The 25164-nt window shown below is 64.4% G+C and carries 22 protein-coding genes; 11 read left to right on the top strand and 11 right to left on the bottom strand.

Going from position 1 to position 25164, the window contains the following annotated elements:
* Nucleotides 1–11 precede the first annotated feature (11 nt).
* The gene (locus P6U24_RS11240; protein ID WP_407159184.1) at nt 12–944 is read left to right on the top strand and encodes a glycosyltransferase family 2 protein; all 933 of its coding nucleotides are present in this window, start codon (nt 12–14) and stop codon (nt 942–944) included.
* Nucleotides 945–1027: 83 nt separating this feature from the next.
* Entirely contained in the window at nt 1028–1540 is a 513-nt protein-coding gene (locus tag P6U24_RS11245) for a GNAT family N-acetyltransferase (protein WP_407159185.1), read from the top strand.
* A gap of 236 nt (nt 1541–1776) precedes the next feature.
* Here the strand turns inward: P6U24_RS11245 and P6U24_RS11250 are convergent, their stop codons facing one another.
* From P6U24_RS11250 to P6U24_RS11265, 4 genes are read right to left on the bottom strand one after another with little or no spacing between them, the layout of a single operon-like run.
* Nucleotides 1777–3840 (bottom strand): hypothetical protein, encoded by a 2064-nt coding sequence (locus tag P6U24_RS11250; RefSeq protein WP_407159186.1) that lies wholly within the window; start codon nt 3838–3840, stop codon nt 1777–1779.
* A gap of 10 nt (nt 3841–3850) precedes the next feature.
* The gene (locus P6U24_RS11255) at nt 3851–6664 is read right to left on the bottom strand and encodes a DUF4159 domain-containing protein (protein ID WP_407159187.1); all 2814 of its coding nucleotides are present in this window, start codon (nt 6662–6664) and stop codon (nt 3851–3853) included.
* On the bottom strand, nt 6661–7614 hold the full coding sequence (locus tag P6U24_RS11260; protein WP_407159188.1) for a DUF58 domain-containing protein: 954 nt from the start codon (nt 7612–7614) through the stop codon (nt 6661–6663). Before P6U24_RS11260 ends, P6U24_RS11255 begins: the two co-directional genes overlap by 4 nt.
* On the bottom strand, nt 7614–8612 hold the full coding sequence (locus tag P6U24_RS11265) for an AAA family ATPase (protein WP_407159189.1): 999 nt from the start codon (nt 8610–8612) through the stop codon (nt 7614–7616). Before P6U24_RS11265 ends, P6U24_RS11260 begins: the two co-directional genes overlap by 1 nt.
* A 349-nt stretch (nt 8613–8961) precedes the next feature.
* Between P6U24_RS11265 and P6U24_RS11270 the strand changes: the two genes are divergently transcribed.
* From P6U24_RS11270 to P6U24_RS11280, 3 genes are all read left to right on the top strand, one after another.
* Nucleotides 8962–9558: a DUF1285 domain-containing protein gene (locus P6U24_RS11270; RefSeq protein ID WP_407159190.1), complete on the top strand. Its 597-nt coding sequence runs from the start codon at nt 8962–8964 to the stop codon at nt 9556–9558.
* A gap of 23 nt (nt 9559–9581) precedes the next feature.
* A complete protein-coding gene (locus P6U24_RS11275) occupies nt 9582–10241 on the top strand; it encodes a CoA pyrophosphatase (protein WP_407159191.1) in 660 nt (219 codons plus the stop codon).
* 168 nt (nt 10242–10409) lie between these two features.
* A complete protein-coding gene (locus P6U24_RS11280) occupies nt 10410–11663 on the top strand; it encodes a CCA tRNA nucleotidyltransferase (RefSeq protein WP_407159192.1) in 1254 nt (417 codons plus the stop codon).
* Nucleotides 11664–11764: 101 nt separating this feature from the next.
* Here P6U24_RS11280 and P6U24_RS11285 read toward each other — a convergent pair whose 3' ends face one another.
* Nucleotides 11765–12703: a LysR family transcriptional regulator gene (locus P6U24_RS11285; protein ID WP_407159193.1), complete on the bottom strand. Its 939-nt coding sequence runs from the start codon at nt 12701–12703 to the stop codon at nt 11765–11767.
* Nucleotides 12704–12831: 128 nt separating this feature from the next.
* Here P6U24_RS11285 and P6U24_RS11290 point away from each other — a divergent pair, with 128 nt between their 5' ends.
* Nucleotides 12832–13641, top strand: coding sequence for an alpha/beta fold hydrolase (locus P6U24_RS11290; protein WP_407159194.1), 810 nt, complete (start codon nt 12832–12834; stop codon nt 13639–13641).
* Nucleotides 13642–14115: 474 nt separating this feature from the next.
* Nucleotides 14116–16374, top strand: a complete 2259-nt coding sequence (locus P6U24_RS11295) for an alkaline phosphatase family protein (RefSeq protein WP_407159195.1) — start codon at nt 14116–14118, stop codon at nt 16372–16374.
* Nucleotides 16375–16510: 136 nt separating this feature from the next.
* Here P6U24_RS11295 and P6U24_RS11300 read toward each other — a convergent pair whose 3' ends face one another.
* Together P6U24_RS11300 and P6U24_RS11305 are read right to left on the bottom strand one after the other, a co-directional pair.
* Nucleotides 16511–16723: a hypothetical protein gene (locus P6U24_RS11300; RefSeq protein WP_407159196.1), complete on the bottom strand. Its 213-nt coding sequence runs from the start codon at nt 16721–16723 to the stop codon at nt 16511–16513.
* Nucleotides 16724–16846: 123 nt separating this feature from the next.
* Entirely contained in the window at nt 16847–17197 is a 351-nt protein-coding gene (locus P6U24_RS11305) for a hypothetical protein (RefSeq protein WP_407159197.1), read from the bottom strand.
* 134 nt (nt 17198–17331) lie between these two features.
* Here P6U24_RS11305 and P6U24_RS11310 point away from each other — a divergent pair, with 134 nt between their 5' ends.
* Together P6U24_RS11310 and P6U24_RS11315 are read left to right on the top strand one after the other, a co-directional pair.
* On the top strand, nt 17332–18096 hold the full coding sequence (locus P6U24_RS11310; protein ID WP_407159198.1) for a hypothetical protein: 765 nt from the start codon (nt 17332–17334) through the stop codon (nt 18094–18096).
* Nucleotides 18093–19040, top strand: a complete 948-nt coding sequence (locus P6U24_RS11315) for a nucleoside hydrolase (protein WP_407159199.1) — start codon at nt 18093–18095, stop codon at nt 19038–19040. Before P6U24_RS11310 ends, P6U24_RS11315 begins: the two co-directional genes overlap by 4 nt.
* Before the next feature lie 57 nt (nt 19041–19097).
* On the opposite strand, the gene P6U24_RS11320 is transcribed toward P6U24_RS11315, so the two are convergent.
* From P6U24_RS11320 to P6U24_RS11335, 4 genes are all read right to left on the bottom strand, one after another.
* Nucleotides 19098–19838 carry an HAD family hydrolase gene (locus P6U24_RS11320; protein ID WP_407160431.1) on the bottom strand — a complete coding sequence of 247 codons (741 nt, stop codon included), beginning with the start codon at nt 19836–19838 and terminating at the stop codon, nt 19098–19100.
* 29 nt (nt 19839–19867) lie between these two features.
* Nucleotides 19868–20755, bottom strand: coding sequence for an oxygen-dependent coproporphyrinogen oxidase (hemF, locus tag P6U24_RS11325; RefSeq protein ID WP_407159200.1), 888 nt, complete (start codon nt 20753–20755; stop codon nt 19868–19870).
* Nucleotides 20756–20897: 142 nt separating this feature from the next.
* Nucleotides 20898–21530 (bottom strand): 7-carboxy-7-deazaguanine synthase, encoded by a 633-nt coding sequence (gene queE / locus P6U24_RS11330; protein WP_407159201.1) that lies wholly within the window; start codon nt 21528–21530, stop codon nt 20898–20900.
* Nucleotides 21531–21582: 52 nt separating this feature from the next.
* Complete coding sequence (locus tag P6U24_RS11335) at nt 21583–22053, bottom strand: tRNA (cytidine(34)-2'-O)-methyltransferase (RefSeq protein WP_407159202.1); 471 nt, start codon at nt 22051–22053, stop codon at nt 21583–21585.
* 264 nt (nt 22054–22317) lie between these two features.
* Between P6U24_RS11335 and petA the strand changes: the two genes are divergently transcribed.
* Together petA and P6U24_RS11345 are read left to right on the top strand one after the other, a co-directional pair.
* A complete protein-coding gene (gene petA / locus P6U24_RS11340; RefSeq protein ID WP_407160432.1) occupies nt 22318–22848 on the top strand; it encodes a ubiquinol-cytochrome c reductase iron-sulfur subunit in 531 nt (176 codons plus the stop codon).
* A 67-nt stretch (nt 22849–22915) separates the two neighbouring features.
* Nucleotides 22916–24985 carry a cytochrome c1 gene (locus tag P6U24_RS11345; protein ID WP_407159203.1) on the top strand — a complete coding sequence of 690 codons (2070 nt, stop codon included), beginning with the start codon at nt 22916–22918 and terminating at the stop codon, nt 24983–24985.
* The last annotated feature ends 179 nt before the right edge of the window (nt 24986–25164 follow it).

Raw genomic sequence — 25164 nt, forward strand, 5'->3', positions numbered from 1 at the left:
GGAATCGGGTCATGATACCGTCGTCGCTGCGCATTGCCGTTCTGGTGCCCTGCTACAATGAGGAGGCGGCCGTTGCCGCCGTCGTGAAGGGATTCAAGCAGGCGCTGCCGACCGCGACCGTTTACGTTTACGACAACAATTCGAAGGATCGGACCATTGCGGTCGCGCGCGAGGCCGGTGCCGAGGTGCGCAGCGAGCGGCGACAGGGCAAGGGTCACGTGGTTCGCCGCATGTTTGCCGACATCGACGCCGACGTCTATGTGCTGGTCGATGGCGATGCCACCTATGATGCGCCGAGCGCGCCGCGCATGATCGAGCGGCTGGTGGACGAGCATCTCGACATGGTCGTGGGCCTGAGGGTCGACCAGGAGCAGGCCGCCTACCGCATGGGGCACCGCACCGGCAACTGGATGCTGACGCGGTTCTTGGCCGAGGTGTTCGGACAGGCCTTCAAGGACATTCTCTCCGGCTACCGGGTGTTCTCGCGCCGCTTCGTCAAATCCTTTCCCGTGCTGTCGGATGGTTTCGAGATCGAGACCGAGCTCAGCGTGCATGCGCTGGAGCTCGCGCTTCCCGTTGCCGAGGTCGCGACGCCCTATTACGCGCGTCCCGAAGGCTCGGTGTCCAAGCTCAACACCTGGCGCGACGGCTTTCGCATTCTGGGTACCATCCTGAAGCTCTACCGGTCGGAGAAGCCGCTGCGCTTCTTCACCGCGATCGGAATCTTCCTGGCCCTGCTCTCGATCGGCTTCGCGGTCCCGATCTTCGTCACCTTCATCGAGACCGGGCTGGTTCCGCGGCTGCCGACCGCGGTGCTGTCGATGGGCCTGATGATCGTTGCGCTGCTGTCCGCCTCATCAGGGCTGGTGCTGGACACCGTGACGCGCGGCCGGCGCGAGATGAAGCTGCTCGCCTACCTCTCGCAGCCGCGCCTCGGCGGCTGATCCGGTTTTGCCCGGATGACGGCGCGAGGGCTTGACTGCGCGATGGACCGCGCCGCCCGCAAATGCTAATCCGCGCCTCAGTCATGAGCGATCTCTCCATCACCATTGCACCCGAAAAGCCGTCCGATGCGATAGCGATCGAACGGCTGCACGAACGCACGTTCGGGCCCGGTCGCTTTGTGCTCAGCGCCTATCGCGTGCGCGAGCATGTCGACCATCTGCTCGACCTCTCCTTCACCGCCCATATCGGCACGCTGCTGGTCGGCTCGGTGCGGCAATTGCCGATCTGCGTCGGTGACACCAAGGCGCTGCTGCTCGGACCGCTGACGGTCGAGCCGCCGTTCCGCAAGCACGGCATCGGCCGCACATTGCTGGAGCGCTCCATCACTGGTGCCAAGGACAAGGGCCATCGCCTGATCCTGCTGGTCGGCGATCTCGACTATTACAGCCGCGTCGGCTTCAAGAAGGTCGAGAAGGGCAGGGCGATCATGCCCGGCCCGGTCGATACCAATCGCATCCTAGTCGCCGAACTCGTCGATGGCGCTTTCGACGGTGTTTCGGGCGCAATTCGGCCGGATTGGGATTACGCGCGGTAGGGCTGGGCACTCGGAGGTCTAGTTTTATCAGTTGCGTCCCGGGCCAGCCTCGACGGCGCATAGCGCCGGAGGGGCGCCGACCCGGGACCCATAAACACCGCAATCGATTGTTGCGAAGGCTGGAGCTCCAGCTCGCAAACCGATTACCACTAGGGATTATGGGTCCCGGCTCAAGGCCGGGACGACACCGAATCTGTAGCGGCGCTTCTGCGCCTCATAATATGTGCACCGGACAATTACCGTCCCTCGCGCAGCCATGTCGCGGCGAAGGCGCCGAGCAGGAGCAAGAGGCCGATGATGCCGGCGAACATCGGCAGCACGCCGACGCCTTTCACGACGCTTGCATCGCGCATCCGCACGCCCATCCAGCCATCGCCGCGGAACACCGAGGAGGAATGCACCGGCACGATGCGCGGGATCTCCACGCTCGATCCGTCCGCCACGCGGCGCGCATCGCCGCCGGTGGCCTGTGCCAGCGGCTTCAAGGTGTCCGTGGTCGAGGTGACCTCGGAAAACTCCTTCGGATTGGTCGGTCCGACATTGATCAAGGCTTTCAGTGTGCCGTCGGAGGCCTGCCACAGGCCGAGCTCGTTGGCCGGCAGGCTCGCGCGCCATTCGCCGGGCTCGCTTTGCGTCAGCGTCAGCTCGCGCGTCGCACCCGATGGCGACGTCACCGTCACCGGCGGAACGGTGTCGGCCATGGTCTGCCTGATCACGACGAGATCGTGGCCCTGCACCTGCAGCCGCAGCGCCTCTTCATCGAGGTCGGGCTGCTTCATCAGCCAATGCGACATCCGCCGGAGCAGATCGAGATGCGGACCGCCGCCCTCATAGCCGCGCGCCCAGAGCCAGATGTGATCGGTCAGCAGCAGCGCCACGCGGCCTTCGCCGAATCGCGAGAGCAGGAGCAGCGGCTTGCCGTCGGCGCCGGTCATGACCGGCGGGCTGGTCGCATTGCGCGTGTCGACTGTGCGGAAGAAGCGGCTCCAATGCGGCGGCTCGGCCTCGGCGCCATCGAGCCCGCGTGTGACCGGATGACGTTTGCCAGCATCCGACAGATGCGCATAGAACGGCTTCTCGGTGACGCCGACCGGCTCGGCCGGCAGCACCGAATCGAGCGGCGTGCGCCAGATGCTGGTGTTCGACGCATAGTCCGGTCCCGCGGAGACCAGCACCGCGCCGCCATTGCGCACGTAACGCGCGATGTTGTCGAAATAGGCGATCGGCAGCACGCCCTGGCGGGCGTAACGGTCGAAGATGATCAGCTGGAATTCGTTGATCTTCTGCTGGAACAGCTCGCGGGTCGGGAAGGCGATCAGCGACAATTCGTTGATCGGCGTGCCGTCCTGCTTCTCCGGCGGCCGCAGAATCGTGAAGTGCACGAGGTCGACGCTGGCGTCCGACTTGAGCAGATTGCGCCAGGTCCGCTCGCCCGAATGCGGCTCGCCCGAGACGAGCAGCACACGCAGCTTGTCGCGCACGCCGTCGATTGACACCACGGCGCGGTTGTTGACCGGCGTCAGCTCGCCCGCGAGCGGTGCGGCCTCGATCTCGACGATGTTCGGCCCCTCATGCTTGATGTCGACATCGACCTTCGAAATCTGGCCGCTGGTCAGATCGCGCTCGCTGATCACCTCGCCGTCCCTGCGGATCACCACCTTGGCATGCTCGCCGCTGACGCCCTGGTCGTCGAGCCGGAAGGTCACGGTCTGCGGCTGGCCGACAATGCCGAAGCGCGGCGCCGCGGTGATCGCGATGCGGCGGTCGCGCTCATTCGGCTGACCGGTAACCAGCGCCTGCAGCGGCGCCTGGAAGCCGAGCGCGGCCGTATTGGCCGGAATGTCATGCACACGACCGTCGGTGATCAGGAAGGCGCCGGCGACCCGATCGACCGGCACGTCAGACAGCGCCGACGATACCGCGCCGAACAGATGCGTGCCGTCGGTCTCGCCATCGGCCTGACCGGCTTCGACCACGCGCACCTCGAGGCCCTTGATCTTCTTGAGCTCGCCGACCAACGCCTCCTGCGCCTGCGCGGTCTGCTTGTTGCGGTCGCCGAAATTCTGGCTGGGGCTCCTGTCGACCACGACGGCCGCGACCGAGGTCAGCGGCTCACGGTCCTCGCGCGTGAAGGAGGGATTGGCGAGCGCCAGCGCGATCAGCGCCAGCGCCGCGACGCGGACAGCAGCCCCGCGCGAGCGGCCGAGCAGCAGAACCGCTGCGATCACGATGATGGCGCCGAGCGCGAGCCACAGCACGAGCGGCGGGACGAGAGGCGTGAACGCGATGCCGTAGTTCATGGTTTGAAACCTATTGCCCGAGCCGCTCGATCAGCGCCGGCGCGTGCACCTGGTCGGCCTTGTAGTTGCCGGTCAGCGTGTACATCACGATGTTGACGCCGGCGCGGAACGCGAAGTCACGTTGCCGCGGCTCGCCGGGCACCAGCGGCAGCATGGCCTGGCCGTCGGGACGGATCGCCCAGGCGCCGGCGAGGTCGTTGGAGGTGATGATGATCGGCGAGACGCCGTCACCGCCGCGGGCCGGCCGCGAGGCGCTCTCATCCTCGTCCTCCTTCGGCAGCGCCTCGACCCAGGTCTGGCCCGAGGTGAAGCGGCCGGGGAAGTCGCGGAGCAGATAGAACGTCTTGGTCAGCACGTGCTCGCGCGGCACCGGCTCCAGTTCCGGCACGTCGAGCGCGGAAAGGATCTCGCGCAGCGACTGCATGCCCGGTGTCTGCTGCGCGCCATTGTCGCCCGGCCCGGCTTCGATCGCGTCGCGGGTGTCGAAGATCACGGTGCCGCCTTGCTTCATGTAGGCGTCGATCTTATTGATCGCGTCCTGCGGCGGCTTCGGCGCGCCGGGCACGATCGGCCAATAGATCAGCGGGAAGAAAGCGAGCTCGTCATGGGCCGGATCGACGCCGACGGGATCGCCGGCCTCGAGCGCAGTGCGCTGGGCGAGATAGAGCGTGAGCCCGGTCATGCCCGCCTTGACGATCGAATCCACGTCGGCATTGCCGGTGACGACATAAGCGAGCCGGGTCTGCGACACCGCGCGCATGGCGAATTCATCACTAGCCTGGTCAGCTCGAACGGGGGCGGGCGCCCACAGCGTCATGCCGCCAAGGATCGCAAGGGCGACGAGCGCCGCCGTTGCCGCGCGCCGCCGCACCAAGGCGGCCAAGGTGCCGCCGAGCAGGGCGACGATGACGGCATCGATTAGGAACAGCAGCAGCGCGGTGGAGAGCAGGATGCCCCGGAGATCGCGCGGCTCGGCATTGCTGTAGCTGGCACGATTGGCGCGCAGGCTGGAGGTGTCGAGTGCAGCAATGCGATCGGTGGGAGCAAGCGTGTTCACTGCGATGGGTCCGTCGGCGGGGCCGTAAAATCCGGGTGGATGATCGAGCGAGGCGCGGTCGTTGAAGTCGGCGGGCAGCGGCTTGGCGGTGGAGGGTGGCGGGCCAAAGGCGCCGAAACCATCGAGGATGTGCAGCGGCGCGACGGTGGCCTTTGCGCTCTGGCCGGCAGGTCCGGCACCGGGGGTCGAGGTATAGCCGGACATATCGACGAGGCGGCGGAGCATCTCGACCATCGCGCCCGACATCGGCAGGTCCGACCAGCGCATGTCGGCGCTGACGTGGAACAGGCTGATCACGCCCTTGCCGCGACGCTCGCCGGTGACGAGCGGCGTGCCGTCCTCCAGCGAGGCCCAGCTCTTGGTCGCGAGCACGGCGTCAGGCTCGGCCAGCACCTGGCGGCTGACGGTGACATCCTTCGGCACGGCGAGGCCTGCGAACGGTCCGTCGGCGGTGAAGGCGGCGAGATGCTGCGGCTTTTCCCAGGTCAGGCTGCCGCCGAGCGTGCGGCCGCCGCGACGCAGCTTCACCGGCACGAGATCATCATCGCCCTGCGCCAGGCGCGGTCCGGCGAAGCGCACCAGCACGCCGCCATTCTCGATCCAGGCGTTGAGCCGCTCGCGGATCTCCGGCGACAGCGTGCCGACGTCGGCCATCACGATCATCGGCAGCTTCTGATCCAGGAACTGGGCGATCACCTGCTGCGGCGCCCCGCGGTCGCCGAGGCGCAGGTCGGCGAAGGGCTGTAATGCGCGGGTCAGATAGAAGGTCGGCGCTAGCAGCGGCTGCGCGGTGTCGCTGGTCGCACCGGTGACGATGCCGACCGCGCGGCGCCGCCAGCGTTTGTCGAGCAATTGCACCGCGCCGGCGGAGCGCTGGTTCGCGATCTCGAGCCGGCTGATATCGTTCCGCAGCTCGACCGGCAGATCGAAGCTCGCCTCGGTGTCGTGCGCGCCGGCACCAAAGGCAAAGCGCGCCTCGGCGATCGGCGAGCCCTTGGCGTCCAGCGCACGGACGACGCCGCCCGGCACCGACAGGTCCGCGCGCAGCACCTTGACCGTCATCTTGGCCGCGGCGTTCTCGGCGCCGGCAAGCGCCAGCGGCGACAGCGTGCCGCCGTCATAGATCGTCAGGCTGCGATCGCCGATGGTCTTGGCGAGACCGGTGACGAACTCATTGCCGTGGCCAGGATCGACGCCATCCGACAGCCAGACGATCTCGGCATCGCCGGTCGCCTTGAGGAAGCGCTCGAGCAGCGCCAGCGCCTCGGTCCGGTCGGTCGTGAACGGTTTGGGCGCGAGTTGGCGCAGCGCGACGCGCGCCGCACCCGCCGGCATCAGGGTGATGTCGCGGTTCGGCTCCAACAGCGGCACGAGCGCGACGCCGCGGCGGTCCGCGTCGGCATTGGCGATCATCTCGTCGGCGGTCTTGATCCGCTCGTCCCAGCTCGCGGCCGCGCTCCAGCTGTCGTCGAGCAGCAGCACCAGAGGCGCCTTGCTGCCGGCCGCCTGGCTGCGCGGATTCCAGATCGGACCGGCGGCGGCGAAGATGATCAGGGCTGCCGCGATCAGTCGCAGCAAAGTCAGCCACCAGGGCGAGCGCGATGGTGTCTCTTCCCTCGGCGCGATGTCGAACAGCAGCTTGGTTGGTGGAAACTCGATGCGCCGCGGCCGCGGCGGCATCACCCGCAGCAGCCACCACAGCACCGGAAGGCTGACCAGTCCGATCAGCAGCAGCGGCTCGGCAAAGGACAGCGGCAGACCCATCATGCGCCAATTCCCGATCTACCAAGCCCCGCTTTGACATTGCTGTGCGTGCCCCTGCTGGTGGTCATGCCGGCATGCAGGAACAGCAAGAGCTCGGCGGCCGAGCGGCTGGTCGTATGTGTCGTGAACAGCCAGTCGAGCTTGCCGGTCTCGGCGCGGATCTGGTCCCTATGCAGCGCCACGCGGGCGACGTAGTCCGTGGCCCAGCTCTCGGCGCGCCCGGCCGTGATCATCTCGCCACCCTCGGGCTCGACGAACTCGACGCGGCCGGCATAGGGGAAGCTCTCTTCCGCCGGATCGACAACCTGCACCAGTTCGCCATGCGCGCCCGAGGCCGAGAGGCCCGCCAGCATGGTGCGGATCTCTGTAATCGGCGACCAGAAATCGGACAGCACCACGATCTCGGCCAGCGCCGACGGCACGAAGGAGGGCGGCAGGCTCGGCCGCGCAGCATCATCATGCAGCATCGCCTGCGCGATCTTATCGATCACGCTGCGGCTCGCAGTCGGATTGAGCAGGCCGGGAATACCGACGCGCTCACCGCCGGCGACCAGGAGCTCGGCGAGTGCAAAGGTCACGATCAGCGCGCGCTCGAGCTTGCTGTCGCGTGCACCCTTCGAGGCGAACGCCATTGATTGCGAGCGATCCGGCCACAGCCACACCGTATGCGCGGCCTCCCATTCCTGCTCGCGCACATAGAGATGATCATCGCGCGCCGAGCGCCGCCAGTCGACGCGCTGCGACGGCTCGCCGGAGACGAAGCGGCGATATTGCCAAAAGCTTTCGCCGGCGCCGGCGCGCCTGCGGCCGTGCAGGCCGTGGATGACGTTCGCGGCGATCTGGCGTGCTTCCAACACCAGGCGCGGCAACGATGCGGCGAGCGTTCGGCTCTCGCCGTCGGCACGCCGGATTGCGATGATCTCCTTGTCGGCGTGCGCGTGCGTTGCAGCCATCAACCGATCCGACTCTTCAATTGCCGGATCACGTCCGGAACGGTGCGGCCCTCGGCGCGGGCCGGGAAGGTCAGCGCCATGCGGTGCTTGAGCACGGGCTCGGCGAGGTCGAGCACGTCGTCGATCGACGGCGCGAGGCGGCCATCGAGCAGCGCGCGGGCGCGCACCGCGAGCATCAGGGATTGGCTGGCGCGCGGGCCAGGGCCCCACGCGATCAGCTTGCCGGTGTCGCCGGCTTCCTCGCCAGGACGGGCCGAGCGCACCAGCGACAGGATTGCTTCGACGACGGAATCGCCGACCGGCAATCGCCGCACCAGCCGCTGGGCCGCGATCAGTGCGTCCGCGCTCATCGCCGCCTTGGCCGTGTTTTCCTCAGCGCCGGTGGTCTCGAACAGGATGCGCCGCTCGGCATCGCGATTGGGATAGTCGACATCGATCTCCATCAGGAAGCGGTCGAGCTGCGCTTCCGGCAGCGGATAGGTGCCTTCCTGCTCCAGCGGGTTTTGCGTGGCGAGCACATGGAAGGGCTTCGGCAGATCGTGGCGCGCGCCGGCGACCGTGATGTGCTGCTCCTGCATCGCCTGCAGCAGCGCCGACTGCGTGCGCGGGCTGGCGCGGTTGATCTCGTCGGCCATCAGAAGCTGCGCGAACACAGGACCTGCGATGAAGCGAAACGATCGCTTGCCCGCCGTGCTCTCATCGAGCACCTCGGCGCCCAGAATATCTGACGGCATCAAGTCCGGCGTGAACTGGACCCGCTTGGCGTCGAGCCCGAGCGTGACGCCGAGCGTCTCGACCAGCTTGGTCTTGGCGAGGCCGGGGACGCCGATCAGAAGCGCGTGGCCGCCGGAGAGGATCGTTACCAGGGTATTTTCGACCACGCGCTCCTGGCCGAAAATGACCGCGGAGATCGCGTCGCGCGCGCTGCGGATCTGGCCCGAGACCTGCTCGGCCGAGCGGACGATCGCATCTTCCAGCTTTTCGGCACTGTCAGCCATTCCTGTCACTCCTTCTGCCCTCGTGCTTTGCTGGGCAACGTGCACACATAGGTTGAACCGTCGAGCCGTCGCCGCCTACCGGCTCTGCTGCATACGGGTCCTGCGCCCTATATAGACGCCGCGCAGGAGAATTCGCTCCAACTTACCTTGACGCCGATGCTAGACCCGGGCCGAAGCACTTGTATTCGTTGAATTAAACTATCCCCATCTTATCGGCATTCCGGGCTGTCGGCGCCATTCACGATGTGGCGACCATCCAATTCCCGCGCAATGATGTCGCGGAACTTTGACAGGCTCCCGGCGATGAGGGCGTGCACCAAACGTGCCAAGCTGAGACTCGGGGTAAACAATGGCGAAGCAAGGGCAAAGCACCAATCAGGGCCTCGATCGGCTCACGGCCGCAGCAAAAGATGCGGCAACCAAGGGCCTGCCGCCCGTGCATCTCTGGAATCCGCCGTTCTGCGGCGATCTGGACATGCGAATCGCGGGCGATGGAAGCTGGTACTACATGGGTACTCCGATCGGCAGGCCCGCGCTGGTCCGGCTGTTCTCGACCATCCTGAAACGCGAGGATGGCAAATATTTTCTGGTCACGCCGGTCGAGAAGGTCGGCATCCGCGTCGATGACGCGCCGTTCATGGCCGTAGAAATGCGGAGGTCCTCCGCCGCGCATGGCCCGCTACTGCAATTTCGCACCAATGTCGACGACTGGGTGGATTGCGATGCCGCGCATCGGCTGCGATTCGAGCGCGGCGAGGCCGGCGGGCTGACGCCCTATCTGCATGTCCGTGCCGACCTCTGGGCCAAGGTGACGCGCCCGCTCTACTATGAGCTGGTTGACATCGGCGAGGAGCGGATGGTCGATGGGCGAACGATGTTCGGGGTGGAATCGGGCGGCGAGTTTTTTGCAATGGCGGATGCGGACGAGGTGAGGGCGGCGCTTTGAACGAGCCCATTTTGAACAAGCCGATGATGAAGACTGGCGTTGCCGCGCTCGGCGCGGCGGAGTTCTTTCGGCGCGGCCGAGCGCGCCTCGGCTTCGACGTCCCGCCTGCGCTGATCGATCCCAACATCATTCCCGCGAGCGGCGATTCCGGCACCGACCGCATGCTCGAGATCGTCGCCCGCGAGCAGCCGGTGCGGCCCGCCGCCGTGCTGATCCCGGTGGTCGATCATTCCGAGCCGACCGTGCTGCTCACGCAGCGCTCGCCGCATTTGTCCAATCATGCCGGGCAGATCTCCTTTCCCGGCGGTAAGATCGACGCCACCGACGCCTCGCCGCTCGACGCGGCGCTGCGCGAGGCCGAGGAGGAGGTCGGGCTTAAACGCAGCTTCGTCGATCCGATCGGCTATCTCGACGTCTACGGGACAGCGTTCGGCTTTCGCATTCTGCCGACGCTGGCGCGGGTGAAGCCGGGCTTTCAACTGACGATCAATCATGACGAGGTCGACGACGCCTTCGAGGTGCCGCTGTCCTTCCTGATGAATCCAGCCAATCATCAAATCCACGCCAAGGAATTTCGCGGCATCGCCCGATCGTATTACGCGATGCCGTTTGCCGAGCGCTACATCTGGGGCGCGACCGCAGGCATCCTGCGCCTGCTCTATGAGCGGATCTATCTGCCATGAGCCGCCAGCGCGTGTTGACGGGAAGCGGAATTTCTCCCATTCCTTACGCCGTCGACGCGTTGTCCCTGATGGCCATGTTTGCCGAGTTGTTGAGCGTCCCATCTCGATCCATTTTCGATCCCGCACATAGGCCTGTGGAAGGCCGCAAGCCCGTTTCCGGAGCAGGACATGACTGATGCGCGCCGTCTCGACGCGCCCTGGCTTTCGTCCGGTCCGGCCGCGCGCGTGCTGGCGCTGCTCAATGGTGATGGCGAAGAGGCGCGCGTGGTCGGCGGCGCCGTCCGCAATGCGCTGCTCGGCATCCCGATCGGCGACATCGACGTCGCGACCACGGCAGTCCCAACCGAGGTGATCCGCCGCGCCAAGGTCGCCGCGATCAAGAGCGTGCCGACCGGCATCGAGCATGGCACCGTGACGCTGGTGCTGGACGGTCACCCGATCGAGGTCACCACCTTGCGCGAGGACACCGAGACCTTCGGTCGCAAGGCCAAGGTCGCCTTCGGCCGCGATTGGGTGGCGGATGCGCAGCGGCGCGACTTCACCATCAACGCGCTGTCGGTCAGTCTCGACGGCATCGTGTCCGATTATGTCGGCGGGCTGGAGGACATCGCGATCCGGCGCGTGCGCTTCATCGGCGATGCCGCCCAGCGCATTGCCGAAGACTATCTGCGCATCCTCAGGTTCTTCCGCTTCCATTCCGCCTTCGGCGTCGGCGCGCCCGAGCGCGAGGGTTATCTCGCGTGCATCGCCGGCCGGGCAGGGCTGGCGACGCTCTCGGCCGAGCGAGTGCGGATAGAGATGCTGAAGCTGCTCGTCACCCAGGGCGCGGTCGGCGCAGTCGAGGCGATGATGGATGCCGGCCTGATGATTTCGATCCTGGGCGGCGTCGCCTATCTCGGTCCGTTCACGGCCATGGTCACGGCCGAACGCGAGATTGGCCTGACGCCCAATCCGATCCGCCGGCTCGCCGCGCTGGCGGTTGCAGTCACTGAGGATGCGCGGCGACTCGCGACGCGGCTGAAGCTATCCAATGCGGAGGCCAAGGCGCTGGATGCGATGGGGCATCGCTGGTGGCGCCTCGCCTCCGCCGACGAGGCGCGGGCGCGGCGGCTGCTCTATCGCCTCGGCGAGACCAACTATCGCGATCGCCTGCTGCTCGCCTGGGCGCGCGCCGGACATGAGCGCGACGCGCCGCGCTGGTGCGAGCTGGCGCAACTGCCCGAACGGTTCACGCCGCCGAAATTTCCGCTGAAGGCGGCCGACTTCATCGCCCGCGGCGTCGCAGAAGGGCCGTTGCTAGGGCATGTCCTAACGCTCGCCGAAGACGCCTGGCTCGCGGCGGATTTTCCGCTCGACCAGTCCGCGCTCGATGCGATCGCCGACCAGGCCGCGGCACGCATCCTTCAGAACGGGCGGTCGTAAGTGTCGAGGCTGCAGCGGCTCATACGAAGAAAGAGCTCGAGCGACGAGCACTGGGCGATCTGTCGGCGCGCGGCGAAGCCGAGATCATCGGATAGGCGCGATTATCCGCTCGCCTCCGATCCGCCGCTCGTGAGCATGCGGTCCCAGTTCGGCATGTCGCCGAAGCTCGCGCTCAGATGCGCAATGAACCGGCGCAGCTTCAACGACACATATCGTTTCGTCGGATAAACGGCATGGATCGCCAGCTCGGAGGTCTTATGATCGGGCAGCAGAAGACGCAGCTTGCCATCGGCGATCGACTGCCCGAACACGAAGCTTGGTCCGTAAGCTACGCCTGCTCCGGCCAACGCGCCAGCCAGCAGCATTTGCATGTTGTTGGCCGCGAGCCGAACGCCACCATCGATGACGTGTGTGGTGCCATCGGGAGCCGTGAGCGTCCAGTCGCCGGCAGAAACCGCCTCGCTGAAAGCGAGCCGCGGTGCCTTGCGGAGATGCTGCACGGTTTTCGGCTCGCCGTGTTGCGTCAGAAAAGATGGCGCTGCGCAGAACACCATGCGGCACGGAGCAAGTCGTCGGGCCACCAGATCTGAATCGTTCAACTGTCCGATGCGAATGGCGATATCGATTCCGTCTGCCAGCAAGTCGACATAGCGATCGCTGAGTGTGGTCTCGACCGTGACTTCTGGACAGGCAGCAAGATAGCTCGCGATCACGCCGCCTAGATGCATGGCGCCGAAAGTCGTGGGTGCAGCGACCCGCAATGTGCCACGCACCGCCTGCTGAGCGTCCTGCGCCTCCCTGTTCGCGTCTTCGTAGTCTTCCAGAATATGCTTGCATCGCGCGTAGTAGGCCTGCCCGATCTCGGTCAGCTTCAGCGTGCGTGTGCTGCGTTGAAGCAACCGCACGTTCAGTTGCTCTTCGATCGCAGACACGTGCTTGCCCGCCATCGAAGGCGAGAGGCCGAACCGCCGGGCGGCACGCACGAGGCTACCTTCCTCGATCGCGGCGACGAACACCGCCATGCTGATCAACCGGTCCATATCCCTCCGCCTGATAGCGCCGTTATTAGGTCTTGATAAGAGAAATGCGATTATCGAGCAATATGATCGGATCTATCTCCGATGCGTGTCCAGCCGATCCAGGCTGGCGCCAGAAGAGGGAGGTTGCGATGAAAGTCGCGTCGAATGGCTTGGGTATCCACGTCGAGGAGCACGGCGACGGCGATTTGTCGCTCGTCTTTCTGCACTATTGGGGAGGCTCGTCCGGGACCTGGAGGCATGTCACGTCCAAGCTGGTGCCCGCTTTTCATACCATCGCCATCGATCATCGCGGCTGGGGCCAGTCCGACGCGCCAGCGGATGGCTACGGCTTGGCGGATCTTGCGGCGGATGCGGAAGGTGTGATCCAGGCGCTGAACTTGCAGCGCTATGTGCTGGTCGGGCATTCCATGGGCGGCAAGGTCGCTCAACTCATGGCATCGCGTCGGCCGCCCGGTCTGGTTGGCCTGGTTCTTGTCGCGCCTTCGCCGCCAACGCCGATGGCGATGCCGGCGCAGGCGCGAGAAATGATGGCGGGCGCCTATGCCAGCCGCGAAACTGTGGAGGCGACCATCGATAACGTGTTGACCGCCAGGCCGCTGTCCGCAGGCGACCGCGAGCAGGTCATCACGGACAGCTTGCGCGGAGCGCCGCCGGCAAAACGCGCGTGGCCGCGAGTCACCAGCCTGGAAGACATTGGCAGGCAGGCTGGCTCCATCAGCGTCCCCACCGCCGTCATTGTCGGCGAGTTCGATAAGGTCGATACCGTCGAGGTGCTCAGGAACGAACTCCTGCCACGTATTCCGCAAGCCGTTCTGCATGTCATGCTAGGCATCGGGCACCTGCCGATGTTGGAGGCGCCCGATGCGTTGACGTTGCTGATCGAAAAATTCTGCGTCTCGTTGAGCGACAGTCGCATGAATTTGACCGGTCGGCGGTAAAGCGCATCGAGCGGCCGTTGTGTCTGCCGAGCATGCAGCGCGACCGAGGTGTTCCGCATGGGCGATGTCTGCAGGAATTGCATGCACGTCCGACGTTTGCGGCATATTACTTCGCCGTCGAACCATGTATCGTCGTGTCCGTCACCTCGCGCATTGGCCTTCACACAGCGTCTGCCTTCATTCCGCCGCACCCGCACGGCGCCCGTGTACGCGGAGTAAGCAGGCTGCGGCACATCCGCTACGTCGGTTTCCTTCGATTGGATAATGCAGGTTGACGATCGAGTCGGCGGCGCGGGTGAGGCCGATATTCGCATTGCATTCCGAAGGCGCGACCGTTGCGCAACGCAAGATCGCGAGCAGGGCCCCCGCCGGGCGTTGTCGCGACGATCTCATGCATGTCGCAGCCGCGTCATATGCACGTTAGGCAAGCCTGATAGTTGGCGGCCCGGCTTGATAAGACTCGCAGAAACTGTGATGCGAGCATTTGGGGGCGTCCATATGAATGCGAAGGGTTTTTTCGCCGTGGTCTCGGCGATGTCGCTTGCTGTCTCTCTGGCCGGAGTTGCGACGCCGGCGCGTGCGGATGGCGATGACCGCGAACAAGTCTTCAATGATGTTCGCGATCACGATCATCATCATGACGGAGACCATGATGGCAGCCATCATGGCCGCAAGTCGCCGCGGGTGGTGCTGATCTCGCTCGACGGCGCCAAGCCCGATTTCATCCAGAAGTTCATCGCCGAAGGCGTGCTGCCGCGTGATGGTGGCCTGGCGCGGCTGAGCCGCCACGGCGCGATCGCGGTGCAGAACGTGACCGCGTCGCCGTCGCTGACCGCGGTGTCGCATATCGCGATCGCGACTGGCTCGACCTCGGTTCACAACGACATACCGTCGAATACCTTCCAGGCGGTCGTTGGGCCGATCTCATCGAGCCTCAGCGGCTTTGCGGCACCGATCGGCGGCTATCGCGAGAGCCCGCTCGGGCCCTCGCAGCAGCCGACAGCGCTGCCCCTGTGGGTCCAGTTGCGCCAGCAGGGCAAGAAGGTGGTCACCGCGACCTGGCCGGGTGGCGACGGTGCCGACATCTCAATCAACGGCGCGGTGGTGCAGCCGGCCCAGCCGATCCGCACCACGGACTACACCGTGCCGTTCGGCGCGTTCGGCGGCCTCTCGGCCCAGGGCTTCTCGCTGTCTCAAGCGAACTTCGCGCCGGATGCGGCTGTCGTGGCGGCACTGCAACAGGCCGGCCGTCATTCGTTCAGCCCGGTGCTGGCGACCACGGCTCCGATCGAGACATTCTCCTGCTCTTCGGCGCAGACAGCGACCTGCTCGAGCAACGCCGCGACGTTCGACGTCAAATATGCGATCCGCGTGGCGGCGCTCGACACCACCAACGACAACAAGGTGAACTACGACACGCTGGTGTTCTTCGATGCGACGCGTGGCATCACCGCGGGACCCTTCTCCGCGCCGTCGACCGGGCCGGCCTACGCCAAGCTCGGCGGTGAGAACGCGCCGTTCTTCTTCGAAGGCAGCGGAGGTAAGGTCGGCGCGGCGTATTTCGTGTCGGCGCTGACGCCCGATCTCTCCGTGGTGCGCTTCGCCCGCTATGGCGCCAACTTCATTCCGCGCAACACGCCGGTGCTGGCCGACGTCGACGACATCAACGACAATATCGGCTTCTGGCGTCCGCAGGCCGACTTCCGCATCACCGAGCGGCTGAGCGCAGGCTTCACCAACTTCCCCGATATCGAGATCGAGACGATGTTCGAGGACATGGTGAAGACCTTTGTTCGCTATCAGGCCGATGTCGCCGTGCGCGCGATCAGGAATCATCCCGACGCCGACCTGGTGATGGCCTATATCGAGCAGCCCGACGGCTCGGAGCATCAGTTCCTGCTCACCGACCGCCGACAGGGCACCAACCCGACCGACCCGAACTCGATCGGTGCCAACCAGGATCCCGCCAAGGTCGCGCGCTACGCGTACTATATCCGCTTCGCCTATCAGGCCGCCGATAGGGCGGTGAAGCGGATCGCCGACGCTGCGGGCAAGGACAGCAACATCATCGTGGTGTCCGACCACGGTTTCGCGCCGTTCCACACCTCGGTCAGCATGACCAACATCCTGCGCAATGCCGGCATCGACACCAGCAAGCTGGCGATCCGCACCTCGGGTCCGGCCGCCAACATCTACGTCAACCTGCAGAACCGCGAATCCGGCGGCACCGTCGATCCGGCGATCTACAACGCGCTGGTCACGCAGATCGCCAATGCGGTGAAGAACGCGGTCGATCCGAACCCGAAGTTCAACTACTCGCTCGCGGGCGGGCGTATCTTCACCGTGGTCGAGAGCCGCCCGCTGCAATGTGACGCCGGCACCGGACAGTGCACCAGCAAGACCATCGGCCAGGATTTCGGCGATGTGTTCGCGCTGATGGCGCCAGGCTATAACTTCGACGGCATCCAAAATCCCGGCGTCGCCCGGTCCGGCGATGCACCGTTCAATGCGGCGACGTCAGCGCTGTCGATGCCGAACTTCTACGGCGCCCATGGCCACGATCCCGAGCTGCCGGTGATGAGCGCGACCTTCATCGGCGCCGGCCCGCAGATCCGCGAGCGCACCATCATTCCGCGCATGCGCAATGTCGATGTGGCGCCGACCATCATGCAGCTCCTCGGCGTCCGGCCGCACCATGTCGATGGCCAGGTGCTGCGCGAAATTTTGCGCTGAGAATCGGCGCTCCATCCCGAAGGCTCGACCGATGGACGCCGACGAGCGTCCATCGGTTTCGGCTCGTCTGTGTGGATCAGCCCTTATCCGAAACCTTGCTTGGGGCTTAGCTGGTCATCTTGGCAGGTGTTTTTTCCTACTGACGGACGAATCCGACTTGGGCCGGATGACAAGGGTGGATGGCGTCATCGCGGATCTGCAGCAATGGGTTAGGTAAGCGAGCGATATTTTGGTATGCGCCGTTCCCGATCACCAGGGCGACGCGCGTTTCGGCGAAGGCGGGCGAAATCACGCAATTGAACAGGATAATAGTAGCGATCGTCTCAAATACCGTCAGCAGGCGGCGCATTGCCCCCTCCTGGCCTGGCTATCTCTATTGGACGCCTCACGTTTCCCTTGGTACGACGCCCTGAAATAATTCCAGGACTGTATCATCATCGCTCCCTGCGGTTGAATAGAAGTCGCGGCGGTCTCAATGGAATTGATCCCGCTGTTGTACATTCGGCACCAGCCCGGTCAGCGAGCGGATGATGCGGTGGGCCAGACCGTCGAGCCTTGCGACACGCCGTTTGGCATTGATGTCGGTGGAAGCCAATCTTTGAGAAACTGGACATCGAATGATGGCCGCCCGACGGGCGCGATCCGGCGTGATGCGCTCGGTCGCACGGTTGTGCTGGCCGAAGTGCCTGATCAGTAGTAGAATGAGCCGTTTCTGGCCGAGCAGGGCAACACGGACATCGAGATATTGTTGAACCCGGAGATCGTTTCGGAGCAGGCCCTGTAGGCTCTTTGAGGAGCTGCTGCGCTTCCGGAGCGTGGGCATCTGTGCCGAGGAAGCCCGGGATTGGTCCAGCCCTCAACGATTGAGGAGCTTTTGACTGAGGGACAAGTCTTTTCAAGCAAACGTGCTCCCGAGGGAGCGCAGCTAGGAATTTTTTTTAGATTTTGGAGCTCGCTATGAGGCAGCTTTTTCAAGAAGAGCGGAAGGAAGTCTGGAGAGGTGTAAGAGTTGTTTTGGCGCTGTTATTCCTGGAGTTCATCAACGAGCAGGCGAAAGGCGCCTCGTTTGTTGACGAGTTCGCGGCAGCTCATGGCTTTGAACCAGAATACATAAAAATAGCATTTCGGATCTTTGTGATCGTATTCGTCGTGGTCCTGCTTGGCCTATTGGAGATGGTCCTGCAGCGCAAGGCGGCGAAGATGGGACGAAATCGATCTCACCTCAAGATGTTTGAGGGAGCATGGGCCCAGAGAAGTTCCATCGAAGAGCGGCCGTATAGTCTGAGCTTCATAAGCTTTTCCGTTACCAACGGTCGCTGGGAGTATTTTGGCATCGGCTTCGACAAAGATTGCAAGCCGGCTGCGGAGTGGCAAACCCATAGCCTATTTTACGACGATCTAAGACATGAGTGGATCTTCGGCGGCTCGGCTTGGCTACGTACTTATGATACGAAAATGGGTGATTTCCCTCGAACCGGAGGTCAGGGATCGGTGACGCCTATTTTGCGTCTGCCCATCAAGACGAAGAGCACGGATGTCAAGAAGCTGGCAGGCGTCGTCGCGGATTTTGACGTCGGCTCAACGCGCGGACCGTTCAGGATCACTCTGTTCTCGGTACCTGAAAAGCATAGAGGTGCATTCTCCGATCTCGACACCCTGCTGGAGTTGGCGCCAGCCAAAGTGAAAGAGATACTCAGTGACTCCGGAGTTCAGTTCGCGTGAACAATACGATAGCGCATGGCCGAATGACTGCTGTGACCTACCATATCGATACCGACATGGGCGTGGATGACAGCCTGGCACTGATGGTCGCCGACGCTTTATTGCCTGATATCTCGGCCATCTCATGTGTGTTTGGCAATGTGCCCGCGGCAATCGCGATACGCAACGTCCTTCTGGTTCGCGAGTTGCTGGGCAGAAGCAGCCGCTGGCGCGTGCTCGGTGGCGCTGATGGGGTTGCCAATCGCGAGCAGCTGAATGTTCGCCATGTCCATGGAGATGACGGTCTCGGAGGCGCGACCAGGAATGTCGATCCAGCCATCCTGGAAAGGATTTCACATGCAAAGATCGCCAACCTTGAAGATGCAAGGTTTGACAGCGCCGACGGAAAGCCGAAGCAGGCTGTCACCATCATAGGGCTTGGTCCCGCCACGAACATTCCAAAGCTTGTCGCGCTTTATGGCAGCACCAATGTCGTGAAAATAGTTTTGATGGCTGGCTCGTTCTTCGACATTGGCAACATTACGCCTGATGCCGAGTTCAATGCTCTGGCCGATCCCGACGGCTTAAAGGAAACGCTTGAGATCGGCGTGCCAGTGACCATGGTCCCGTTGGATGTTTGCCGCAAGGTTCAGCTTAGTCGGACCGCAATGCAGGATTACGGCCGCAAGTCCAAGGCAGCAATTGCCAAGTTGCTCACAGATGCGCACATGACGTACATGGATTTTTATCAGGATTGGGAAGGTATTGATGGGTGTTTCCCTCATGACACGGTGACCGTCTTGGCGACCGTTCATCCGGAGCACTTTTTCTCTCTCCGAGGCGTCGTTACGATCGATAGGACGGGACGCACCACATTTGAGCGCGATGAAAATTCACATGTCGAGATTTTTACCGGAGGAAATCTCAAATGGGTGCGGGAGACGATAAAGACCTTGCTTTCGTAATGCGCGATCGGTTCTGGTGGCGATGAGCGGTGGTGCCTTCCCCAGCGGGAAGATGTATCAGCGTGCGCCCGGCACCAGCTCGGTCAGTGAGCGGATGATGCGGTCGGGCCTCACGGTCGAGCCCGGCGGCAGTCCGTCGCCATGGACGTCGATCCAGATGGCATAGATGCCGAGCTTCTGCGGCGCCACGATCTCCCATTCCAGATTGTCGCCGACCATCCAGGTGTCTTCAGGCCCGACGCCGAGCGCCGCCATGGCGTGGCGATAGGCCTTCTCCTCCGGCTTGCCGAAGCCGTGCTCGCCCTCGATCTGGATGTGGTCGAAGCGATGGGTGAGCGCGAAGCGCTCGATCTTGGCGCGCTGCATCTCGGCGGCGCCGTTGGTGACCAGCGCGAGCTTCACGCCCCGTGCCTTCAATTCGTCGATCGCTTCATGCGCGCCGGGGAAGACGAAGATCTGCTCCTCGCGATAGGCGGTGAAGCGGTCGCCGATCCGCACCGCGAGTTCGTCTGGCAGCGCGCGGCCGCCTGCTGCCGCGAGCGCCGCAAAGCCGCCCTTCACGACGAGCTGGCGTGCCTCGATCAGCTTGATCCGCCATTCCGCGCCGGCTTTGGACCAGAATTCGCGCGCCGCCCCGGTGATCGCCGCGGCGACCACCTGCGGCTCGTACGGCGCGAGCTCACCCGCGAATTCGGTGGCGATGATGGTCCAAGCGAGCTCCGGCTTGCTGTAGGCCGACAGGATGGTGTCATCCATGTCGATCAGCATGGCGCGGGGCAGGGCAGGGGTCGTGGTCATCGTGTCCTTGTTCTCGACATGTCGTCGGGTCACGGCCATTTCACCTCGGGCGGCATCGACGACAGGATCGCCTCGACATTGCCGCCGGTCTTCAGGCCGAACGTGGTACCGCGGTCGTAGAGCAGATTGAACTCGACATAGCGGCCGCGGCGGATCAACTGCTCGTCGCGATCCTCTGCTGTCCAGGGCGTCGCGAAATTGCGCCGCACGAGCTCGGGATAGATCTTGAGAAATGCGCGGCCGACATCCTGCGTGAAGGTGAAGTCGGCGTCCCAGTCGCCGCTATCATGATGGTCATAGAAGATGCCGCCGATGCCGCGTGCTTCGTTGCGATGAGGCAGGAAGAAATATTCGTCGCACCATTTCTTGTAGCGCTCATAATCGGCGACGCCATTGGCGCCGCCGCAGGCTTCCTTCATCGCGGCATGGAAGGCGATCGTGTCCGGGTCGTCCTGCGTGCGCCGCCGGTCCAGCACCGGGGTCAGGTCGGCGCCGCCGCCGAACCAGGCTTTGGTGGTGACGACGAAGCGCGTGTTCATGTGCACGGCCGGCACATGCGGATTGCGCATGTGGGCGATCAGCGAGATGCCGGAGGCCCAGAAGCGCGGGTCTTCGTCGGAGCCGGCGATCTGGCCGCGGAAGGCCGGCGCGAACTCGCCATGCACGGTCGAGCAGTGTACGCCGACCTTCTCGAACAGCCGGCCGTGCATCATCCCCATCACGCCGCCGCCGCCCGGCGCACCGGTGTGATCGGTGCGGTCCCAGGGCGTGCGCACGAAGCGGCCGGCCGCGCCGCCATAGAGCTCGGCCGGCGCCTCGTGCTCGAGCCGCTCGAAACTTGCGCAGATGTCGTCGCGCAAGCGTTCGAACCAGGCACGCGCGCGGGCCTTGCGATCTTCGATTGAGCCTGTGTCCATGGATTTCCCCTGCGCTCGTTCGGCCCCGACTTAGAGCCTACCCCTGTGGCCCAAAATAGGTGCAGCTCTCGCGGCAGGAGTCATATGCCGCCTCGAAGGTGAACGATCGGGTCAATTCCCACATCCTTGAAACGTCTCGTCCTTATCGAATTCCGATCATCTTGTGCGTCTGCAGGCTGAGCCGCCATTGCGGATGCGTCAGGCAGTATTCGATGGCGCGCGCGGTGTTGGCGACCACGTCCGGACCGTCCATCGGCTGCAGCGAGAAGCGCTCGAAGGCAAGGCCTTCGAAATCGGCAGGCTGCGCGCCCTCTTGCGGGTAGATCAGCTTCAGCTCGTGGCCGTGCCGCAGCACGAGTCCGGCGCCCGCCTTCGGGCTGACGCAGATCCAGTCGATGCCCGGGGGCGGGATAAGCGTGCCGTTGGTTTCGATGCCGATCTCGAAGCTGCGCTTATGCAGCGCCGCGACCAGGTCATTATCCACCTGCAGCAGCGGCTCGCCGCCGGTCAGGATGGTATAGCGGCTGCTGGCGCCGCCTGTCCATTGCGCGGCGATCGTCTCGGCCAGCGCGTCGGCGCTCGCGTAGCGGCCGCCTAGCGTGCCGTCGAGACCGACGAAATCGGTATCACAGAACTGACATATCGCGGTGGAGCGATCCTGCTCGCGGCCGGTCCACAGATTGCATCCCGAGAAGCGGCAGAACACGGCGGCACGGCCCGCATGGGCGCCTTCGCCCTGCAGGGTCATGAAAATCTCTTTCACCGCGTAGCTCACCGTCCATCCTTTTCTTGAGCTGCGTCATCACAGCGATCTCGGAACATCCTGATCACGTCTCGGTGCGCGGAGCCGCATGCCGGGTCTGGCGCAGCGCCTCGCCTGCCGCCATCGCAGCCGCCATGGCGACATTGAGCGAGCGCATCCCCGGCTGCAACGGGATCAGCAGCCGTGCATCGGCCGCTTCTGCCACGGCCTCGGGCACGCCCGCGCTCTCCCGCCCGAACAGCAGGATATCGGTCTCTGCATAGGCGAAATCCAGATAGGATCTGGCGCCTTTTGTCGTGAACAGCAGCAGCCGGTGGCCGCCTTGCGCCCGCCATGCCTCAAAGGCCGTCCAGGAATCGTGCCGCTGCCAGCGCACGCGGCTCAGATAGTCCATCCCGGCGCGCCGGAACAGCCGGTCGGAGACCGCAAATCCCGCCGGCTCGATGATGTGGGCGGTCACGTCGAGGCAGCCGCAGAGCCGCAGGATGGTGCCGGTGTTCTGGGGAATATCGGGCTGATACAGCGCGATCTGCATGGCATTGCTCGAAACATGGTGCCGAAAATCCGCGCCTCCTGCGGAATTGGTGCATGGCACCCGCGCGGGCCGATAGCGGGCTTGCGCTCGTTCCGCAAGGGTGCCAATAGAACGATTCTGGACTGCTTATTCCGCCAGGGGCGGTGGAATGGGCGGTTTTCTGCCGCCGCGGGGGACGCGGGCGCCGGCAGGGCATCTCTCGGTCACGTGATTTCAAGCGTCGAGCGGGGCGGTTCCTCCGGCTGCAACTATGAAAGGGTTGGAATCGTGACAGCGTCTACTGCGGATCAACCGACACGTCGGGACTTTCTCTTTGTCGCCACGGGCGCGGCTGCGGCGGTCGGCGGACTGGCCACCCTCTGGCCGTTCGTGTCCCAGATGAATCCGGATGCCTCGACAATCGCGGCCGGCGCGCCGATCGAGGTCGATCTGAGCCCCGTCGCCGAAGGGCAGGACATCAAGGTGTTCTGGCGCGGCAAGCCGATCTATATCAGCCATCGCACCAAGAAGCAGGTCGATGAGGTGCGCCAGGTTCCGCTGTCGAGCCTGCCCGATCCGCAGACCGATCAGGCCCGCACCAAGGATGGCCACGAGCAGTGGCTGGTCGTGATCGGCATCTGCACCCACCTCGGCTGCATCCCGATCGCACATGAGGGCAATTACGACGGCTTCTTCTGCCCGTGTCACGGTTCGCAATACGACGCTTCGGGCCGCATCCGCCAGGGGCCGGCGCCGCTGAACCTCGCCGTCCCGCCCTATCAGTTCGTTTCCGACACCAAGATTCAGATCGGTTGAGATCGGGCCCCCGTTGGGGGCCTGCCTCACGACTGGCACGCCATAAATATTGCTTCAGGAACGCATCATGAGTGGACCTTCCGCCTATCAACCGAGCCATCCAGCGCTGAAGTGGCTCGAAGAACGACTCCCCATCATCGGCCTGGTCCACTCGTCTTTCGTTGCCTATCCGACCCCGCGCAACCTGAACTACTGGTGGACCTTCGGCGCCATCCTGTCCTTGATGCTGGGCGTGCAGATCCTGACAGGCGTCATCCTGGCGATGCACTACACGCCGCATGCCGATCTCGCCTTCAAGTCGGTCGAGCTCATCGTGCGCGACGTGAACTACGGCTGGCTGCTGCGCAACATGCACGCCGCCGGCGCCTCGATGTTCTTCTTCGCCGTCTACATCCACATGCTGCGCGGCCTCTACTACGGCTCCTACAAGGCGCCGCGCGAGGTGCTCTGGATCCTTGGCGTCATCATCTACCTGTTGATGATGGCGACCGGCTTCATGGGCTACGTGCTGCCGTGGGGCCAGATGAGCTTCTGGGGCGCCACCGTCATCACCAATCTGTTCTCGGCCGTGCCCTATTTCGGCGAGAGCATCGTCACCTTGCTGTGGGGCGGCTATTCGGTCGGCAACCCGACCCTGAACCGGTTCTTCTCGCTGCATTATCTGCTGCCGTTCCTGATCGCCGGCGTGGTCGTGCTGCACGTCTGGGCGCTGCACGTCGTCGGCCAGAACAACCCGGCGGGCGTCGAGCCGAAGACCGAGAAGGACACGGTGCCGTTCACGCCCTACGCGACGATCAAGGACTTCTTCGGCGTCGCCTGTTTCCTGATCTTCTATTCCTGGTTCATTTTCTACATGCCGAACTATCTCGGCGATGCCGACAACTACATCCCGGCCAATCCGGGCGTGACGCCGGCGCACATCGTGCCCGAATGGTACTACCTGCCGTTCTACGCGATCCTGCGCTCGATCCCGAACAAGCTCGCGGGCGTCATCGCGATGTTCTCGGCGATCATCGTGCTGGTGTTCCTGCCCTGGCTCGACTCGGCCAAGACCCGCTCCAGCAAGTACCGGCCGCTGGCCAAGCAGTTCTTCTGGATGTTCGTCGTGGTCGCAATCGGCCTCGGCTATCTCGGCGCGCAGCCGCCGGAGGGCGTCTATGTGGTGCTCGGCCGCATCCTGACGGTCTGCTATTTCGCTTATTTCCTGATCGTGCTGCCGCTGCTCGCTCGCATCGAGACGCCGCGTCCGCTGCCGAACTCGATCGCCGACGACGTGTTGGCCAAGACCGGTAGCAAGCGCGCGCCGATGGTGTCCACGATGATCGCGCTGGCGCTCGCCGGCAGCCTGCTCGCCGCCGGCATCCAGGACGCCCGTGCCGAGGAGAGCGCGACGCCGCCGTCGCAGAAATGGTCGTTCGCCGGCCCGTTCGGCAAGTTCGACCGCGGCGCGCTGCAGCGCGGCCTCAAGGTCTACAAGGAGGTCTGCGCGAACTGCCATTCGCTGAACTTCGTGGCGTTCCGCAATCTCGCCGATCCCGGCGGTCCCGGCTATTCGACCGCGCAGGCCGCTGCGTTCGCCGCCGAATACAAGATCAAGGACGGCCCGAACGACCAGGGCGAGATGTTCGAGCGGCCAGGCCGCCCGGCCGACTACTTCCCAGCGCCGTTCCCGAACGAGCAGGCGGCGCGCGCGTCCAACGGCGGCGCAGCTCCGCCGGACCTGTCGCTGATCGCCAAGGCCCGCTCCTACGAGCGCGGCTTCCCGAAGTTCATCTTCGACTTCTTCACCCAGTTCCAGGAGCAGGGCCCGAACTACGTCGACGCGATCCTGCAGGGCTTCGAAAAGGACGTGCCGGCCGGCGTCAGCATTCCGGAAGGCTCGTACTACAACAAGTATTTCCCGGGCCATGCCATCAAGATGCCGCCGCCGCTCTCGGACGGGCAGGTGACCTATGATGACGGCTCGCCGGCGACGGTGGCGCAATATGCCCACGACGTCGCGACCTTCCTGATGTGGACCGCGGAGCCGCACATGGAGGAGCGCAAGCGCCTCGGCTTCCAGGTGTTCGTGTTCCTGATCATCTTCGCCGGCTTGATGTACTTCACCAAGAAGAAGGTCTGGGCCGCCGCGCACTGATCCTTCATCGGTGATGTGAATACGAAAAGCCCCCCTGTGCGGGGGCTTTTTTGTTGGACCCCGAGTCCGCCGGGTGGCCCGAATGAGCGAAGCGATTTCCGGGGGAGCCCCGCATGTCGCTGTCGCTCATGCGGGCTACGACATTTCTGCCGGGTGCTCTTGCAGCGCTCGTCACGTGA

Origin of the sequence: Bradyrhizobium sp. STM 3557 (genome assembly GCF_045571465.1) — a bacterium.
GTDB lineage: Bacteria > Pseudomonadota > Alphaproteobacteria > Rhizobiales > Xanthobacteraceae > Bradyrhizobium.

Excerpts from the sequence above, each read along its gene's own strand:
- P6U24_RS11280 (WP_407159192.1), top strand. The coding sequence starts at position 10,410 with ATGACTGATGCGCGCCGTCTCGACGCGCCCTGGCTTTCGTCCGGTCCG.
- P6U24_RS11250 (WP_407159186.1), bottom strand. The coding sequence starts at position 3,840 with ATGAACTACGGCATCGCGTTCACGCCTCTCGTCCCGCCGCTCGTGCTG.
- P6U24_RS11285 (WP_407159193.1), bottom strand. The coding sequence starts at position 12,703 with ATGGACCGGTTGATCAGCATGGCGGTGTTCGTCGCCGCGATCGAGGAA.
- P6U24_RS11345 (WP_407159203.1), top strand. The coding sequence starts at position 22,916 with ATGAGTGGACCTTCCGCCTATCAACCGAGCCATCCAGCGCTGAAGTGG.
- P6U24_RS11245 (WP_407159185.1), top strand. The coding sequence starts at position 1,028 with ATGAGCGATCTCTCCATCACCATTGCACCCGAAAAGCCGTCCGATGCG.
- P6U24_RS11335 (WP_407159202.1), bottom strand. The coding sequence starts at position 22,053 with ATGCAGATCGCGCTGTATCAGCCCGATATTCCCCAGAACACCGGCACC.
- P6U24_RS11310 (WP_407159198.1), top strand. The coding sequence starts at position 17,332 with ATGAGGCAGCTTTTTCAAGAAGAGCGGAAGGAAGTCTGGAGAGGTGTA.
- P6U24_RS11290 (WP_407159194.1), top strand. The coding sequence starts at position 12,832 with ATGAAAGTCGCGTCGAATGGCTTGGGTATCCACGTCGAGGAGCACGGC.
- P6U24_RS11270 (WP_407159190.1), top strand. The coding sequence starts at position 8,962 with ATGGCGAAGCAAGGGCAAAGCACCAATCAGGGCCTCGATCGGCTCACG.
- P6U24_RS11275 (WP_407159191.1), top strand. The coding sequence starts at position 9,582 with ATGATGAAGACTGGCGTTGCCGCGCTCGGCGCGGCGGAGTTCTTTCGG.
- P6U24_RS11260 (WP_407159188.1), bottom strand. The coding sequence starts at position 7,614 with ATGGCTGCAACGCACGCGCACGCCGACAAGGAGATCATCGCAATCCGG.
- P6U24_RS11295 (WP_407159195.1), top strand. The coding sequence starts at position 14,116 with ATGCGAGCATTTGGGGGCGTCCATATGAATGCGAAGGGTTTTTTCGCC.
- P6U24_RS11240 (WP_407159184.1), top strand. The coding sequence starts at position 12 with ATGATACCGTCGTCGCTGCGCATTGCCGTTCTGGTGCCCTGCTACAAT.
- P6U24_RS11255 (WP_407159187.1), bottom strand. The coding sequence starts at position 6,664 with ATGATGGGTCTGCCGCTGTCCTTTGCCGAGCCGCTGCTGCTGATCGGA.
- hemF (WP_407159200.1), bottom strand. The coding sequence starts at position 20,755 with ATGGACACAGGCTCAATCGAAGATCGCAAGGCCCGCGCGCGTGCCTGG.
- P6U24_RS11320 (WP_407160431.1), bottom strand. The coding sequence starts at position 19,838 with ATGACCACGACCCCTGCCCTGCCCCGCGCCATGCTGATCGACATGGAT.
- P6U24_RS11265 (WP_407159189.1), bottom strand. The coding sequence starts at position 8,612 with ATGGCTGACAGTGCCGAAAAGCTGGAAGATGCGATCGTCCGCTCGGCC.
- P6U24_RS11300 (WP_407159196.1), bottom strand. The coding sequence starts at position 16,723 with ATGCGCCGCCTGCTGACGGTATTTGAGACGATCGCTACTATTATCCTG.
- P6U24_RS11305 (WP_407159197.1), bottom strand. The coding sequence starts at position 17,197 with ATGCCCACGCTCCGGAAGCGCAGCAGCTCCTCAAAGAGCCTACAGGGC.